The sequence below is a fragment of the Bradyrhizobium sp. SK17 genome, assembly GCF_002831585.1.
Taxonomy (GTDB): Bacteria; Pseudomonadota; Alphaproteobacteria; order Rhizobiales; family Xanthobacteraceae; genus Bradyrhizobium.
The window spans coordinates 7,425,927-7,442,348 of sequence record NZ_CP025113.1; the positions used below are offsets into that span (position 1 = coordinate 7,425,927).

Below are 16,422 nucleotides of genomic sequence, written 5' to 3' on the forward strand. Positions count from 1 at the left end.
TCAGCTCTTGCCGAGCAGCAACTGGCCGCGTTTCTGAATGGCCACCTGAGCGGCCTCGGCGAAACGCTGGAGCAGCCACGGCAGCGTCACCTCGAGGCGGACCAGGGTATCCTCGACGTCGAGATGTCCGGACGCGACCTGCCCCAGCGCGCGGACCCGGAAGCTCATGCGATTGCCGTCCCAGCTTTCCTCGTCGACGCTCAGCACCGGCACATTCACGGCTGCGCGCGAAAGGCCTGTCTTCAGGCGGCGCATCGCCTCGTCGCGGCCAAGACTGTGGGGGATCGAAACGATCAGCGGCGCCGACATCGCGGTGCACTCCTCATGTGATCGTCACCATGTAAATACGTTCCCATAAAAATGGAAGATGGGCGGTATTTATCGCTGCGCGAGAATTGGAACTTTCGCCAAACCGGTTTGTTTTCCTCGCGCGTAGGGCAGAGACGAACAGGCCCGCGGGGCTGAGGAGAGCTTGAAATGTCACTTGGAACGATCATCCTTATTATTCTGGTCATCGCGCTGCTTGGCGGCTTCAGCGGCATTGGCGGCGGACCGTTCTACGGCACCGGCTATTATGGCGGCGGCGGTCTCGGCCTGGTGATCGTGATCCTGCTGATCCTGCTGCTGCTCGGACGCATCTAGCGCATGGACGCGTGTCGCGTCGTATCCGCATCAACACCTGTCATCACCCGCTTTCGCGAAAGCGGGTGATTCAATATTCCAGAGGCGTCAACGATTGAATCGACAGGCTACGGCGTACTGGATACGGGGTATCACGAGGAGAACGCGCTCACTGCGCAGCAAGCTTCTTGATCGCCGCCTTGATCGATGACGCCGCATCGTCATAGCCGTCCCAGGCCTTGGTCTTCGCAAGCAGCGCCGGCACCGACCTCACCGTGTACTTTGCCGGATCGAGATCGCCACGCACCTGTGTCCAGGTCAGCGGCATCGACACCGTCGCGCCCGGCCGCGCCCGCGGCGAGACCACCGCGACCGCCGTCGCGAGCCGGTCGTTGCGCAGATAATCGAGGAAGATCTTTCCGGTGCGCTTGGCTTTGGACATGTTGATCAGATAGCGCTCCGGGTCATCCTGCGCCATCCATTGGCAGATGCCCTGCGCGAAGGCCTTGGCCTCCTTCCAGGTCACCTTGTCCCTGGCCCCCGACTGCAACGGCGCGACGACATGAAGGCCCTTGCCACCGGTGGTCTTGCAGAAGCTTTCGAGGCCGACCGCGGTCAGCCGCTGGCGCATCTCCTTGGCAGCGTCGACGACGTCGGAGAACGCCACGTCGGGCGCCGGATCGAGATCGAACACCAGCCGGCCCGGCGTATCATAGGCGTCGGGCGCGCAATTCCAGGGATGCAGCTCGAGGCCGCCGAGCTGCGCGACCGCGGCCAGCCCCTCGATCTGGTCGATCTGCAAATACGGTTTGCGGTCGCCCGAGACCTTGGCAAGCTTCAGCAGCTTCGACGTGCCGGCCATCGCGTGACGCTGGAAGAACGTCTCGCCCTTGATGCCGTCGGGCGCGCGCACGATCGAGCACGGCCGCCCCTTGAGATAGCCGATCATCCATTCGCCGACCGCCTCGAAATAGCTGGCGAGGTCGAGCTTGGTCACCGGCTCGCCGTCGCCGGCATCGGGCCACAACGCCTTGTCGGGATGCGAGATGGCGACGCCCATCACCTCGCTCGACGCCTTGCCTTTCGCCATCGGCTTCACCACTCTGGTTACGACCGGTCGCTCGGCCTCGACCTCATGCGCCGGCTTGTCCTGCCGCAGCCCCTTGAAGGCGGCCTGGCGGATATTGCCGGCGTCGGTCCAGCCCGCGAACTCGATCTCGGCGACGAGCTCGGGCTTCAGCCAGTGCACGTCGCGAGTCTTTTTCGGCGCATCCTTGCCGCCGAACGGGCTCGTGTCGGAGGCAGCTTCCTTCAGCGCCGGCATGATGCGGCGGACGGTATCCTGGCCAAAGCCGGTGCCGACGATGCCGACAAAGGCCAGATGATCGCCGCGATAGACGCCGGCCATCAGCGAGCGGAATTTGCCGTTGGTGGTCTTCCAGCCGCCGAGCACCACCTCGTGGCCGGCGCGGATTTTGGCCTTGGTCCAGTCGTCGGAACGGCCGGAGCGATAGGCCCCGTCGAGCCGCTTGGAGACGATGCCTTCCAACCCGAGCTTGCGCGCGGACTCCAGCACGGCATCGCCGCTCTCCTCGAAATGCTCGACATAGCGGATCAAGGGGTTCTTGCCCTTGCGCGCCGCGAGCAACGCTTGCAACTGCGCCTTGCGCTCGGCGAGCGGCAGCGGGCGGATATCCTCGGTGCCTGCAAACAGCAGGTCGAACGCGTAGAAGATCAGTTGCTCGGTCTTGCCGTCGGAGAGCGCGGCCTGCAACGTTGAAAAATGCGGCGTTCCGTTCTCGTCGAGCGCGACGATCTCGCCGTCGATTAAGGCATCCGGCAGCTTGCAGGCCTCCTCCACGATCGCGGCGAACTTGTCCGACCAATCGAGTCCCTTGCGGGTCTTCACGTCAGCCTCGCCATCCTCCACGCGAAGCTGCACGCGATAGCCGTCGAACTTGATCTCGTGGCCCCAGCCGGCGCCATTCGGCGGAGACTCGACCGCGGCGCAGAGCTGCGGCGAGACGAAATCGGGCATCTCCGCCACCTGCTTCGGTTTCGCCCTCGGCCGCTCCTTCAACTGCGCCTTCAGCTTTGCCTTTGGCGCCGGCGCCTTGGTCTTCGCGCGGGCGTCCGCGGCCATGCCGTGATTGGACTGCCAGACCGCATCCGCTGTGGCCTTGCCGTTGCCCTTCGCCAGCATGAACGGCTTCGGCGCCCGGCCCTTGCCGGCTGCGATCTGCGCCATCGAACGGCCCGACGCAACCGAGCGATCCTCTCCGAGAACCGCTTCGCCATCGCCATCGACGGCATATTCATCCCGGTGCTTGATCAATAGCCAATTGGTGCGCTTGCCGCCGAAGCGGTCGCTCTTCATTCGCACCAGCACCCAGCTGCCGTGCAGCTTCTCGCCATGCAGGGTGAACTTCAGGTCGCCCTTCTTGAAGCCGCGCTCGGGATCGTCAGAGTCCCAGGTGCCGCGATCCCACAGCTGCACGGTGCCGCCGCCATACTGGTCTTCCGGGATCGTACCTTCGAAATCGCCATAGTCGAGCGGATGATCCTCGACCTCGACCGCGAGCCGCTTGTCATGCGGATCGAGCGATGGCCCGCGCGTCACCGCCCAGGATTTGAAGACGCCATCGAACTCCAGCCTGAAATCATAGTGCAGCCGCGTCGCGTCATGCTTCTGGATCACGAAGCGGCGCTGCTTGCTCGGTGCGACCTTGACGTCGCCCGACGGCTCACTGGTCTTCTCGAAGTCGCGCTTCTTGCGATAGGTGGTGAGGTTTCTCAGCGACACGTGATTTCTCAGCGACACATCCAGGCCTCGACGCAAACGGCGGCCGCCGCCCCGGCGCGGCCATCAGGAACCAAAACCTACGGTATCCGTTCAAGTTCCAAACTCAAGCTGTTTGGAGACGATCATGGCCGCTCCCCGCGCCTACTGGAAAGGCACGCTCAAGCTCTCGCTGGTGTCATGCCCGGTGGCGCTCTACCCGGCCTCGACCACGGTCGAGAAGACCCGCTTCCACATGATCAACCGGGAGACCGGCAACCGCCTGAAGCAGCAGATGGTCGATGCCGAGACCGGCGACGTCGTCGAGGGCGACCAGAAGGGTCGCGGCTACGAGGTGAGCAAGGGCAAATATGTCGAGATCGAAAAGGACGAGCTCGAGGCGGTCCAGATCGAGAGCAACCACACCATCGATATCGATGCTTTCGTGCCCGAAAGCGAGATCGACAAGCGCTATCTCGACCACCCCTATTACATCAGGCCCGACGGCAAGGCCGGCATCGACGCGTTCGCAGTGATCCGCGACGCCATGAAGGACCAGGACCGGGTCGCGCTGGCCCGGATCGTGCTGACCAACCGCGAGCATGTGATCGCGATCGAGCCACTCGACAAGGGCATGCTCGGCACCACCTTGCGCTACCCCTATGAGGTACGCGACGCTGACGATTATTTCGACGACATCAAGAGCCCGAAGGTGACCAAGGACATGATCGAGCTCGCCGGCCACATCCTCGACAGCAAGGCCGCGCATTTCGACCCGTCAAAGTTCAAGGACGAGTACGAGACCGCGCTGAAAGCCCTGGTCCGCCGCAAGGCCGCCGGCAAGCCGATCAAGGCCGCCGAGCGCGAGGAGAAGCCGAGCAATGTGGTGAGCCTGATGGACGCGTTGAAGCAGAGCCTGAAGAGCGGCAAAAGCGGCGCAAGGCGCTCGGGCTCGACCGCGCGACGCCCGACATCGCACCGCCGCGCGGCGAAGAAGGCGCACCGGTCGACTACGCGTCGGCAAACGGCGGGGTAGGCCTTCACCGCGTCATTGCGAGCGAAACGAAGCAATCCATCTTTCCGCCCATGCTGAAGGATGGATTGATTCGTCGCTACGCGTCTCGCAATGACAAACGGCTCGGCACCCTACCGCTTCGCAGCCTTTCGCTTCTTGGCGGTCTTCCGTTTCTTCGTTGTCTTCGCCTTCTTCGGCACCTTACGGCCCTTGGCGCGCGCCTCCGACAGTCCGATCGCGATCGCCTGCTTGCGGCTCGTCACCTTCTTCTTGGAGCCGCCGCTACGCAGCGTCCCGGCTTTGCGCTTCTTCATCACGCGCTCGACATCCTCAGATGCCCTCCGCGAGTATTTCCTTGCCATGACGTGTCTCCCGGTAAGGCAGACCAAGCCGCGATGGCAGCGAAAGTTCCGGCCTGTGTCGTCGCACGGCTTGGCCGGGCGACCCAGCATTCCGAGGCAGTGCTGATCAAGCGGAGAAGCCTCGGCGTACTGGATGCCCCGCCTTCGCGGGGCATGACAGCTCAGTCGGCCGCGCGCAGCCGATAGCCGATACCGGTCTCGGTCAGCACGAATTGCGGACGCTCAGGGTCGGCCTCGATCTTCTGGCGGAGCTGCCGGACATAGACCCGCAGATATTGCGCGTCAGTCAACTCGTCCCACAATTCCTTCAAGAGGAAACGATGGGTCAGCACCTTGCCGGCGTGCTGCACCAGCACGCGCAGCAGGTCATACTCCTTCGGCGACAGCTTGATCTCTTTCTCGCCAACCTTGACGATCCGGCGCACCAGGTCGACCGAGAGATCGCCGGAGCGGAACACCGGCCGTTCGCCCTGCACCTGCAACTGATGACGGAGCGCCGCGCGGAGCCGCGCCAGCAATTCGTCCATGCCGAACGGCTTGGTCAGGTAGTCGTCGGCGCCGAGATCGAGCGCCTGCACCTTGCCGGCCTCGTCGCCGCGGCTCGACAGCACCACGATCGGCACGCTCTCATTGCGTCCGCGGATCATGCGCAGGAGATCATGGCCCTGGATGTCGGGCAGGCCGAGATCGAGGATGATCAGCGCCGGTCCTTCGGCCAGCATCTCCAATGCCATCTTGCCGTTGGAGGCCTCGAGGATGTCATAGCCCTGCGTGCTCAGCCCCATCCGCAGCAGCTTGCGAATCGGCGGCTCGTCGTCGATGACCAGGACCTTGATGGGCGTCGCGTTCATGCAGCAGTGTCCAGCGCGTTGGTGTCGGCCGGGATCGGCAGGCGGATGGTGATGACGGCGCCGCTGCGGTCGGAGCGGTTGGCCGCCGCGATCGTGCCGCGCATCGCCTCGACGAAGCCGCGCGAGATCGCCAGCCCAAGGCCGGTGCCGGGGCGGACATGGTCGCCCTTCTCGGCGCGATAGAACTTGTCGAACACGCTTTCCAACTCGGCGGCCGGAATGCCGTTGCCCTCGTCCAGGATCTGCAACGCCACCGCGCCGCGGTCGCGGCTGCCACGAATCGAGATCGTGGTGTCGGAGGGGGCGTATTTGGCGGCGTTGTCGAGCAGGTTGAACAGCACTTGCTCGAACAGCACCGCGTCGAGCTCCAGCATCGGCAGGTCGGCCGCGAGCTCCAGCGACACCCGGTGATGCACCAGGATCTTGGCGGCACGCCGCAGCGCGCTGCCGACGATTTCGCCAACATCGTGCCGCGCGGTGTTGGGCACGATGGCGCCGGATTCCAGCTTGGTCATGTCGAGCAGGTTGGCGATGAAACGATTGAGCCGCTCCGACTCGTCGATCACGGTGGCGAGCAGATCATGCTTCTGGGCGGCGCTCAGATTGGCTTCGAGATCGCGCAGCGCCGACGCCGAGCCGAGCACCGAGGCCAGCGGCGTCTTGAGGTCGTGCGAGATCGAGGTCAGGAGCGCGCCGCGCAACCGGTCGGATTCGACCGTGCGCTTGACCCGGTCCATGTCCTCAACCAGCAGCACGCGCTCGATCGCGAGTGCGCCCTGGTCGACCAGCGCATCGAGCAGCCGGCGCTGGTCCGGCGTCAACAGCGGTCCGGTTCGGTCGTCGTCGATGCCGATCACCCCGATCGGGCCACGACCGGTGCGCATCGGCAGAAACAGGCGCTTGCCGCCCGGTAGCGTGTCCGAGCCGCGGCCGGCCGGGCGGTCGTTGCCCCAGGCCCAGTTGGCGGCAGCGAGATCGGCCTGGTCGAGCTGGTCTTCGGGCGGATAGCCGCTCTTGACCGTCAGCATGCCGCCCTCCGGCAGCAGCAGCACCACGCGCACCTTGAGCATCAGCGCGATCTGATAGGCGGTCGCCCACAGCACGTCGTCGAGCGTCGCGGTGCCGGCGAGCTTGCGGCTGAAAGCGTAGAGTGATTCGGTGGTGCGGACCCGGCCGATCGCGGTGTCGGCCTGGGTGCGCACCCGCGCCGCGACATTGGAGACGATCAGCGCGATCAGCATGAAAAAGAAGAACGCCGCGACATTGGTCGGGTCGGTGATGGTGAAGGTGTAGACCGGCGGCAGGAAGAAGAAATTGTAGCACAGCGAGGCCGCGACGCTCGCCAGCAGCGACGGCCACAGACCGTAGCGCGCCGCGGCGCCGACCACGACGGTGATGAAGACGAGATCGACGTTCTCGATGCCGAAGAACGGCTGGATCAGCTTGGCCGCGCCGAGCCCCAATGCCGTCAGCAGCAGCGCCATCAGATAGGGCTGCGGCTTGAACGGCTCCTGCCGCTGCGCGGTCTGCACCGCCGCCTTGCCGACCGGCAGCTCGTCGCCGGCGATCACGTTGACGCTGATATTGCCGGCCCGGCGCACCAGGTCGTGCACCACTGAGCCGTGTGTCAGCTCGAACCAGCGCGAGCGCGTCGACTTGCCGATGATGATCTGGGTGACGTTGTTGGCCTGGGCGAAGCTGATGACGTCGTCGGCGATGCGGCGGCCGACCCCGGGCAGCGTCAGCGCCTCGCCGCCGAGCGACTCCGCGAGCCGCATGGTGTCGGCCAGCCGGTCGCGCTGCTCGTCGCTCAGTTGCAGGCTGCGCCGGGTCTCGATGCTGACCGCGGTCCATTGCGCATGCAGCCGGTCGGCCAACCGCTTGGTGTAACGCACCAGGCCGGCGGCGCGCGGGTCCTCGCTGAGACAGACCAGGATGCGTTCACCAGCGGCCCAGGGGCCCTGGATCGCATTGGCCTGCATGTGGGTGAGCAGCTGCTCGTCGACCCGTTCGGCGGTGCGGCGCAGCGCCAACTCGCGCAGCGCGGTCAGGTTACCGGGCGAGAAATAATGCTCCAGCGCGCGCTCGGCCTGCTTGGGCACATAGACCTTGCCCTCCTTCAGCCGCTGGATCAGGTCGTCGGGCGTGAGGTCGATCAGCTCGATGGCGTCGGCACGATCGACCACCGAGTCCGGCACGGTCTCGCGCACCCGCACATGGGTGATCTGCGCGACGACGTCGTTGAGGCTCTCGATGTGCTGGATGTTGATCGCGGTGTAGACGTCGATGCCGTGCGACAGCAATTCCTCGACGTCGAGATAGCGCTTCGGATGCCGGCTGCCCGGCGCATTGGTGTGGGCGAGCTCGTCGACCAGCGCGAGCTGCGGCCGCCGCGCGATTACCGCGTCGAGGTCCATCTCCTCCAGCGTCTGGTCGCGATAGGCCAGCCGCTTGCGCGGCACCACTTCGAGCCCCCTGAGCAGTGCCTCGGTCTCCGCCCGTCCGTGGGTTTCCACCACCCCGACCACGACGTCGACGCCCGCCTTGAGGCGGGCGTGGGCGCTCGAAAGCATCTCGTAGGTCTTGCCGACGCCGGGCGCGGCGCCGATGAAGATCTTCAGCCGCCCCGATCGATCGGTCTCGCGACGCGCTGCCTCGAGCAGCGCATCCGGCGAGGGTCGTTTTTCAGGGTCGCGCTGATTGGCCATACCGCAATATAGTCATCCTGCGTGAGCGGGCCTACTCCCCTATTTCGCCTTCGCCGCGTCGAGCGCCAGGTTGAGCGCAAGAACGTTAACGCGGGGCTCGCCGATCACGCCGGCAAAGCGGCCCTGGGTGTTCTGCGTCACCAGCTCGCGCACCGCGTCCTCCGACATGCTGCGCGCCTTGGCCACCCGCGGTACCTGGAACTGCGCGGCATCCGGCGAGATGTCCGGATCGAGCCCGCTGGCCGAGGTCGTGACGAGATCGACCGGCACGGAGGCCGACGGGTTCTCCGCCTTCAGCTTCTCGACGTCCTCCTTGACCCGGTCGCTCAGCGCCTTGCTGGTCGGGCCGAGGTTGGAGCCGCCGGAATTGGCAGCGTTGTAGGGCGCCGGCACGGTCTTGGAGGAGTCGTTCGGATCGGGCGCGACGGTGGCCGACGGCCGGCCATGGAAGTATTTGTCCTCCTTGAACTCCTGCCCGATCAGGGCGGATCCGATCACCTTGCCGTCCTTCTCGATCAGGCTGCCTTGCGCCTGCTTCGGGAAGATGACGCCGGCGATCGCCGTCATCGCGAGCGGATAGGCAAGGCCCGTGATCGCGGTCAGCAGGACCAGCACCAGGATGGCGGGGCGGATTTCTCTCAGCATGATAGGTCTCCGAATTTTGCGCCGTCATTGCGAGGAGCGAAGCGACGAAGCAATCCACACTTTGTTCGCGTACAGATGGATTGCTTCGCTGCGCTCGCAATGACTGCTGTGGTTAAGCCAGGCCCAGAGCGGCGACGATGAGGTCGATCGCCTTGATGCCGATGAACGGGATGATGATGCCCCCTAAGCCGTAGATCATCAGGTTGCGGCTGAGCAGCGCGCCGGCGCCGACCGCGCGATACTTGACGCCTTTCAGCGCCAGCGGGATCAGCGCGATGATGATCAGCGCGTTGAAGATGATCGCCGACAGGATCGCGCTCTGCGGACTTGCCAGGTGCATCACGTTCAGCACCTGGAGCTGCGGATAGAACGCCAAGAACATCGCCGGGATGATCGCAAAGTACTTGGCGACGTCGTTGGCGATCGAGAACGTGGTCAGCGCGCCGCGGGTCATCAGCAGCTGCTTGCCGATCTCGACCACCTCGATCAGCTTGGTCGGGTTGGAGTCGAGGTCGACCATGTTGCCGGCTTCGCGGGCGGCCTGGGTACCGGTGTTCATCGCGACACCGACGTCGGCCTGCGCCAGTGCCGGCGCGTCGTTGGTGCCGTCGCCGCACATCGCGACCAGCTTGCCCTTGGCCTGCTCATCGCGGATCAGCTTGAGCTTGTCCTCGGGGTGGCTTGCGCGAGGAAATCGTCGACGCCGGCCTCGGCCGCGATCGCGGCCGCGGTCATCGGGTTGTCGCCGGTGATCATCACGGTGCGGATACCCATGCGGCGCAGCTCGGCAAAGCGCTCGCGGATGCCGCCCTTGACGATATCCTTGAGGTGCACGACGCCGAGCAGCTTGCCGTCCTTGGCGACGGCCAGCGGCGTGCCGCCGGCCTTGGCGATCTCGTCGGCGATCGCCTGGATCTCGCGGGCTTCCGCGCTCATCGTTGCCGCCACCGAACGGATGGTGTTGCCCGAGGCGACGGTGCGGGGCTCGCCGCCGTCGACATAGGCGAGGATGGCGTCCACCGCGCCCTTGCGGACCGACGACGCGCCGGCATCGATGCCGCTCATCCGGGTCTGCGCGGTGAACGGCACGAAGGTCGCGGCCAGCTCATTCATGTCGCGGCCGCGGATGCCGTACTTCTCCTTGGCCAGCACCACGATCGAGCGACCCTCCGGGGTTTCGTCGGCCAGCGAGGCAAGCTGCGCCGCATCGGCGAGGTCCTGCTCCGTAACGCCGCGGATCGGCCGGAACGCAGTCGCCTGGCGGTTGCCGAGGGTGATGGTGCCGGTCTTGTCGAGCAGCAGCGTATCGACGTCGCCGGCGGCTTCCACCGCGCGGCCGGACATCGCCAGCACGTTGAAGCGCACCAGGCGGTCCATGCCGGCGATGCCGATCGCCGACAGCAGCGCGCCGATCGTGGTCGGGATCAGCGTCACGAACAGCGCCACCAGCACCACGACCGAGATCGAGCCGCCGGCATAGGCCGCATAGCTCGGGATCGTCACGGTGGCGAACACGAAGATGATGGTGAGGCCGGCCAGCAGGATGTTGAGCGCGATCTCGTTCGGCGTCTTCTGCCGCTCGGCACCTTCGACGAGCTTGATCATGCGATCGATGAAAGTCGAGCCCTGGGCTGCGGTGATGCGAACGCGGATCCAGTCCGACAGCACCTGGGTGCCGCCGGTGACCGCCGAACGATCGCCGCCGGATTCCCGGATCACGGGTGCAGACTCGCCGGTGATGGCGGCTTCGTTGACCGAGGCGACGCCTTCGATCACCTCGCCGTCGGACGGGATGTTGTCGCCGGCCTCGACCAGCACGATGTCGCCGACCTTCAGCGAGGTGCCAGGCACCATGCGATAGGTCCGGTCGGTGCCGGTCAGGAGCTTGGCCTGGCTCTCGGTGCGGGTCTTCTTCAGTGATTCCGCCTGCGCCTTGCCGCGGCCTTCGGCAACGGCTTCGGCGAAGTTGGCGAACAGCACCGTGAACCAGAGCCACAGGATGATCTGGAAGGTGAAGCCGAGATTGGCGTTGCCGGTGACGAGGTCGCGCACGAAGATCACGGTGGTCAGCGCGGCCACGACCTCGACCACGAACATCACCGGGTTCTTCATCATCAGCCGGGGATCGAGCTTGACGAAGGCCGAGCGGATCGCCGGCACCAGGATCTTCGGGTCGAGCATGGTCGACGCCGTCACCTGCTTCTGCAGTTTCATGGTTTCCATGGATGTCACTCCGGACAATTCGATCAGAACAGGGTGTTGGCGTTCATGGCGAGGTGCTCGACGATCGGCCCGAGCGCCAGCGCCGGGAAGAAGGTGAGGCCGCCGATGATCAGGATCACGCCGATGACGAGGCCGACGAACAGCCCGCCGGTGGTCGGGAAGGTGCCCGCCGAGGCCGGGATCGACTTCTTCTCGACCAGCGAGCCTGCGATCGCCATCGCCGGCACGATCATGAAGAAGCGGCCGACGAACATCGCCATCGCGAGCGTCAGATTGTAGAACAGGGTGTTGCCGGTGAGGCCCGCGAACGCCGAGCCATTGTTGCCGGTTCCCGAGGTATAGGCATAGAGCACCTCGGTGAAACCGTGCGGGCCGGCATTGGCCATCGAGGCCACGGCCGAGGGCAGCACCACGCCGACCGCAGTCCAGCCGAGATACATCAGCGGCAGCACCAGGATCGCGAGCATCGCCATCTTGACCTCGCGTGCCTCGATCTTCTTGCCGACATATTCCGGCGTGCGGCCAACCATCAGGCCGGCGACGAAGATCGCCAACACGACGAACAGCAGCATGCCGTAGAGGCCCGCGCCGACGCCGCCGATGATGACTTCGCCGAGTTGCATGTTGATCAGCGGGATCATGCCGCCAAGCGCGGTGAAGCTGTCATGCATGGCGTTGACCGCGCCGCAGGAGGCGGCGGTGGTGACGACCGCGAACAGCGAGGACGCGACGATGCCGAAGCGGACCTCCTTGCCCTCCATGTTGCCGCCGGTCAGATCGACGGCATGCAGGATCGAGGTGCCGTTGGCTTCCGCCCAGTAGGTCACGGTGACGCCGGCGACGAACAGCAGGCCCATCACGGCGAAGATCGCCCAGCCCTGGCGCTGATTGCCGACCATGCGGCCGAACACGTTGGTCATCGCGGCACCGAGCGCGAAAATCGAGATCATCTGCACCAGGTTCGACAGCGCGGTCGGATTCTCGAACGGATGCGCAGCGTTGGCGTTGAAGAAGCCGCCGCCATTGGTGCCGAGCATCTTGATCGCGACCTGCGAAGCCACCGGGCCGAGCGCGATGGTCTGCTTGCCGCCCTCGAGCGTCGTTGCGTCGACATAGGCACCGAGCGTCTGCGGCATGCCCTGCCAGACCAGGAACAGCGCATAGACGATGCAGATCGGCAGCAGCACATAGAGCGTGCAGCGCGTCACGTCGACCCAGAAATTGCCGACCGTGCGCATCGTCGAACGCGAGAAGCCGCGGATCAGCGCCATCGCGAGCGCGATGCCGGTGGCCGCCGACAGGAAGTTCTGGTGCGTCAGCCCCAGCATCTGGACCAGATAGGACAGCGTGCTCTCGCCGCCGTAGTTCTGCCAGTTGGTGTTGGTGATGAAGGAGATCGCGGTGTTGAAGGAAAGGTCCTCGGCAACCGCGGACTGTCCGGCCGGATTGAACGGCAGAAATGCCTGCAACCGCATCAGCCCGTAGATGATGGCGAAGCCGCCGACATGGAACAGCAGCATGGCGACCGTATAGGTCAGCCAGTGCTGCTCGCGCCGCTCGTCGACGCCGCCGACCCAGTAGATGCCGCGCTCGACCGGGCGCAGCACGGGTGAGAGGAAGGTGCGCTCGCCGTTGAACACGCGGGTCATGTACCAGCCGAGCGGCTTGACCAGCGCGGTTACAACAGCGCAGAACAGAATAATTTGAATCCAGCCGATGACGGTCATTGCGTCAAACCTTTCGAACGGGTGCGAGCCGCAGCAGCCACGCGAACATGCCGAGCAACAGCCCGGTCAGCACCGCGTCGGCCAACAGAATCGTGCAAAGCGCAAGCATCGCGGCCGCCTAGAAGCGCTCGGGCCGCAGCAATGCGTAGGTGAGGTAGAACAACAGGCCGAGCGAGACGAGGCCGGCAAGCGAGTAATCGAAGATCATCGCCGCCTCCGTTACAGCCGTTCGCAGGCGTAGGCGTAGCCGATGCCGGCCGCGAAGAAGCCGATCGCGAGCGCCGCCATGAGAATATCCATCATGAGAGACTCCTATGCGTCCAAGGGCGCGTGGCGGCCGTATAAGCGCTCCGCGCCGGATCGTCGTGAAGTGCCATCCGGAGCATAGGTTTTCGAGAGGTGGCGAATAAGGACGTTATAGGAATGCTATAAAGGCCGCGGGGGCAGCCGACGTTCTCAGCCGTCGTCCCGGCGAAGGCCGGGACGACAGGGGGGTCCGTCTTTATGGAATCCCTATATCTCCGCCCCCTCCTTCATCTCGTTTTCCAACGGGCACCGGGACCATTTTGGGCCTGCGGCCAATGCCTTGGGCCAAACTTTCCGAGGCCGCACCTGGGACGAGATGACGCTATGTCCGTGCTATCGCAAAACACCACCACTGACCTCGGCGAGCGGCTGCGCGACGCTTACGCCGTCACCGCCGAGTTCATGGCCGACATCGTCAGCCAGGCCTGCCGACGCTTCCCGTCGGTCGGTCAGGCTGGCAAGAGCGCGCGCGTCGAGCGCCTGATCCAGTCCGGCGCCTGGACCGACGCCGCGATCGCGCTGCTCGACCTCGAGCTGCCGCAGTGGCAGATTCGCCGGCTGGTCTATGACGAGGGCGAATGGCATTGCGCCTTGTCGCGCCAACGCGAGCTGCCGGACTGGCTCGACCAGTCGATCGAGACCCGCCATGCCGATCTCGCGCTCGCGATCCTCGCGGGCTTCGTCGAGGCGCAGCGAATCTCCGCGCCCGGCAGCCGTGGCAGCGTGCCCACCGTGCGTCGCGGCGTGAGCTCGTCCTACGAGCCGGTGCTCGTCGACAATTTCGGTTGATGGCGGCGCGATCGTGAACACCAAACAACTGCCGCGAGAGCTGCAGTCGGTCCAGGTCATGGTCCGGTTCGGCTTTCGGCTCGCCATCATGATCGGGTTTGCCGTGTTCGCCGGCGCGGGATTCGGCAAGGGCCTCGTCACGCTGCTGTGGATGTCGGCGCTGATCTGCGCGCTCACCGGGCTCGTCAAGCGGGAGATGCCGTTGGCGGCGAACCTCAATCACTGGGACGAGATGACCGCCTATGTCGCGCTATGCGCACTCGGCGCCGGCATCGCCCAATACCTCTGAATCATCACTCAAATCCTATGCCGCTCCTATGAAGTCGCTCGTCCTTCGCGCTCGATTTCATATCCGCCACGACAGACATTGAACGCGTGAATGAGACTGTAGCGTTTTCGAGCGAAGCCTGCCCCGCACTTGATCCGGGATGCATACCGGTTCGCCCGAAGGAAACGCGTCAGAAAAGGAAGAAGGACTGACTAACGTGAAACTCGTCGAACCTCCCTCGTGCAGCGCTGCGTCCACCATCGTCTTCATCGGCCGCAACCACCGCGGCCAGTGGGTCGCCCAGCAACAGAACGGCCTCTATGGCGGCTTGTTCGTCAACCGCGCCCAGGCTGTCAAATACGCGCTGTTCGAGAACGGCCAGCACCCCGAAATGATCGTCGAACTGTCGCGCGAGATCGAGCTCGATATGCGCAGCCAGACCGCTGATATTCCCGCGAGCCGCGTGGCGTGAGCCGCCCCATGATCGCGCAGACAGCATCGAGATGGGCAGCGCCGGCCGATTCGACCGAATGGCTGTCGGGCTTCATCCCCGATCTTCCGACCCCCTTCAACCACCATGACGAAATCGACGTCGATGCGTTCGGCCGGCTGTGCGAGCGCCAGATCGCAGCCGGCGCCACCGCGCTGGTGGTTGGCGAGACCGCGGGCGAAAGCTCGACGCTGGAGCCCGCCGAGCGCGCGCAGTTGGTTGCCATCGCAGCCCGCGTCGCGCGCAGGCGGGTCCGCATCATCGCCGGCGCCGGATCGAACGCGACGGATCGTGCCGTCACGTTCACGCGGGCCGCCGAGGCGGCGGGCGCAGATGCCATCATGTCGGTCGTGCCCTATTACAACAAGCCGATGCCGCAGGGCATGGCGGCGCATTTCCGCGCCGTGGCCGCCGCCACCACGCTGCCGGTGATCCTGCACGACGTCCCGTCGCGGACTGTCAAGGGACTCGCCGACGAGACGCTGCTCGAACTCGCGACCTCGCCACGGTTCGCGGGATTGCGCGACAGCGGTGCCGACGTCGCCCGGCTGGCGCGGCTGCGCGCACGCCTGCCCGCGACGTTCCGAATGCTGACCGGTGACGACAATTCATCGCTCGCCTGGCTTGCGGCCGGCGGCGATGGCTGCGTCTCCGCGGTGACGAACGTCGCGCCCGACCTGTATGTCGCCGTGCACCGGCACTTCCGCGCGGGCCGGCTGTACCAGGCGCGCGAGTTGCATCAGCGGCTGGTGCCGCTGGCGACCCTGCTGGAACGCGAGCATCCGGCCGCGCTGAAGTTCGCGCTGGCGCTGTTGGGCTTCATGCAACCGGCGACGCGGCTGCCGATCGTGCAATTGGGGACGGCGGCGAAGGCCGAAGTGGCACAGGCGATGGCCGCACTTGCCGACGAATATCTTGCAGCGGCACAGTGAGACAGGCCGACGCGGCGTAAGCCATCGCAATGCACAATGGCGCGAGCCAACATCGCTGCGCCATTTCGCGGCGCTGCATGAAATCGCCGGTGAGCCTCGACCGTGGTGTTGCCGCTGGCGATGAACCTGCTCGATCACCTGACGCGGCGCAGCGAGGTCACCTGACCCGGCAAATGCTTGGCGCGCCACGCCGGCCCCGGGCCGCGCATGTAATGCGCCTCGGGCCGATAGGCGCTGATCGGCTCCTCGCCGATCCAGGCGAGGAATTTGAACATCCGCTCTGCGGCGCCGCGCAGCAGGGCCCTGATCGACGAAGTCGCGCGCATCTCAATAATCCCACTTCTCGCCGAGCACGGCCGGTGCCCGCGGATATTTCTCGGCATCGCCGCCCAGCATGCCGACATGGAGATTGGTCTGCGCCCAGTGCTCGTGGCCGCGATGCAGCAGCAGCTCGTTGCGCAGCCGGTGGATTTTAGCCGCCGCGATCGCGCGGTGGATCGTCTTGAACGCGAGGCCGATCCGCCGGACCGTCCGGCGCAGCGCGGTCTGCATGGCACCGGCCGGGCCATGGGGCCGGACATCGTGCAAATGAAGCAGGGTCATGTCCCACCTTCCTGTTGGCGGCGCGCGAACGCGCCGCGTCAAGCTGGAAGATGCTGAGGACGGCGTAGGAATTCGAGAGGACCCGCCGCGTCATGACATAGGC

The 16,422-nt window shown here is 65.4% G+C and carries 16 protein-coding genes and 1 pseudogene; 6 read left to right on the plus strand and 11 right to left on the minus strand.

Annotated elements, in window-relative coordinates:
• Positions 1-309 carry a polyhydroxyalkanoic acid system family protein gene (locus CWS35_RS34475; RefSeq protein ID WP_024579874.1) on the minus strand — a complete coding sequence of 103 codons (309 nt, stop codon included), beginning with the start codon at positions 307-309 and terminating at the stop codon, positions 1-3.
• 168 nt (positions 310-477) lie between these two features.
• Between CWS35_RS34475 and CWS35_RS34480 the strand changes: the two genes are divergently transcribed.
• Complete coding sequence (locus tag CWS35_RS34480) at positions 478-642, plus strand: DUF3309 family protein (RefSeq protein ID WP_080891122.1); 165 nt, start codon at positions 478-480, stop codon at positions 640-642.
• 148 nt (positions 643-790) lie between these two features.
• Here the strand turns inward: CWS35_RS34480 and ligD are convergent, their stop codons facing one another.
• The gene (gene ligD / locus CWS35_RS34485; RefSeq protein WP_168226418.1) at positions 791-3,424 is read right to left on the minus strand and encodes a DNA ligase D; all 2,634 of its coding nucleotides are present in this window, start codon (positions 3,422-3,424) and stop codon (positions 791-793) included.
• 124 nt (positions 3,425-3,548) lie between these two features.
• Here ligD and CWS35_RS34490 point away from each other — a divergent pair, with 124 nt between their 5' ends.
• Positions 3,549-4,436 carry a Ku protein gene (locus CWS35_RS34490; protein WP_100956918.1) on the plus strand — a complete coding sequence of 296 codons (888 nt, stop codon included), beginning with the start codon at positions 3,549-3,551 and terminating at the stop codon, positions 4,434-4,436.
• A gap of 110 nt (positions 4,437-4,546) precedes the next feature.
• On the opposite strand, the gene CWS35_RS34495 is transcribed toward CWS35_RS34490, so the two are convergent.
• The 7 genes and pseudogenes from CWS35_RS34495 to CWS35_RS34525 all read right to left on the minus strand — a co-directional run bounded on the left by CWS35_RS34495 (position 4,547) and on the right by CWS35_RS34525 (position 13,139).
• Complete coding sequence (locus CWS35_RS34495) at positions 4,547-4,777, minus strand: DUF6496 domain-containing protein (protein ID WP_100955597.1); 231 nt, start codon at positions 4,775-4,777, stop codon at positions 4,547-4,549.
• Positions 4,778-4,938: 161 nt separating this feature from the next.
• Complete coding sequence (locus CWS35_RS34500; RefSeq protein ID WP_024579871.1) at positions 4,939-5,628, minus strand: response regulator; 690 nt, start codon at positions 5,626-5,628, stop codon at positions 4,939-4,941.
• A complete protein-coding gene (locus CWS35_RS34505; RefSeq protein WP_024579870.1) occupies positions 5,625-8,336 on the minus strand; it encodes a sensor histidine kinase KdpD in 2,712 nt (903 codons plus the stop codon). The genes CWS35_RS34500 and CWS35_RS34505 overlap by 4 nt, the downstream gene beginning before the upstream one ends.
• A 39-nt stretch (positions 8,337-8,375) precedes the next feature.
• Entirely contained in the window at positions 8,376-8,981 is a 606-nt protein-coding gene (locus CWS35_RS34510) for a K(+)-transporting ATPase subunit C (protein WP_100955598.1), read from the minus strand.
• Between the two features lie 112 nt (positions 8,982-9,093).
• Positions 9,094-11,204: pseudogene (gene kdpB / locus CWS35_RS34515) on the minus strand (potassium-transporting ATPase subunit KdpB).
• A gap of 23 nt (positions 11,205-11,227) precedes the next feature.
• Positions 11,228-12,931 (minus strand): potassium-transporting ATPase subunit KdpA, encoded by a 1,704-nt coding sequence (gene kdpA, locus CWS35_RS34520; protein ID WP_024579867.1) that lies wholly within the window; start codon positions 12,929-12,931, stop codon positions 11,228-11,230.
• Positions 12,932-13,049: 118 nt separating this feature from the next.
• Entirely contained in the window at positions 13,050-13,139 is a 90-nt protein-coding gene (locus CWS35_RS34525; protein ID WP_016846764.1) for a K(+)-transporting ATPase subunit F, read from the minus strand.
• Between the two features lie 422 nt (positions 13,140-13,561).
• On the opposite strand from CWS35_RS34525, the gene CWS35_RS34530 reads away from it, so the two are divergent.
• From CWS35_RS34530 to dapA, 4 genes are all read left to right on the plus strand, one after another.
• Positions 13,562-14,026 (plus strand): hypothetical protein, encoded by a 465-nt coding sequence (locus tag CWS35_RS34530; RefSeq protein ID WP_100955599.1) that lies wholly within the window; start codon positions 13,562-13,564, stop codon positions 14,024-14,026.
• Positions 14,027-14,039: 13 nt separating this feature from the next.
• Positions 14,040-14,315 carry a hypothetical protein gene (locus CWS35_RS34535; protein WP_100955600.1) on the plus strand — a complete coding sequence of 92 codons (276 nt, stop codon included), beginning with the start codon at positions 14,040-14,042 and terminating at the stop codon, positions 14,313-14,315.
• Positions 14,316-14,511: 196 nt separating this feature from the next.
• The gene (locus CWS35_RS34540) at positions 14,512-14,766 is read left to right on the plus strand and encodes a hypothetical protein (protein WP_024579864.1); all 255 of its coding nucleotides are present in this window, start codon (positions 14,512-14,514) and stop codon (positions 14,764-14,766) included.
• A gap of 8 nt (positions 14,767-14,774) precedes the next feature.
• Positions 14,775-15,716 carry a 4-hydroxy-tetrahydrodipicolinate synthase gene (gene dapA / locus CWS35_RS34545; RefSeq protein WP_100955601.1) on the plus strand — a complete coding sequence of 314 codons (942 nt, stop codon included), beginning with the start codon at positions 14,775-14,777 and terminating at the stop codon, positions 15,714-15,716.
• A gap of 134 nt (positions 15,717-15,850) precedes the next feature.
• Here dapA and CWS35_RS34550 read toward each other — a convergent pair whose 3' ends face one another.
• Complete coding sequence (locus tag CWS35_RS34550; RefSeq protein WP_100955602.1) at positions 15,851-16,042, minus strand: hypothetical protein; 192 nt, start codon at positions 16,040-16,042, stop codon at positions 15,851-15,853.
• A 1-nt stretch (position 16,043) separates the two neighbouring features.
• Complete coding sequence (locus tag CWS35_RS34555; protein WP_029878896.1) at positions 16,044-16,319, minus strand: hypothetical protein; 276 nt, start codon at positions 16,317-16,319, stop codon at positions 16,044-16,046.
• Positions 16,320-16,422 lie beyond the last annotated feature (103 nt).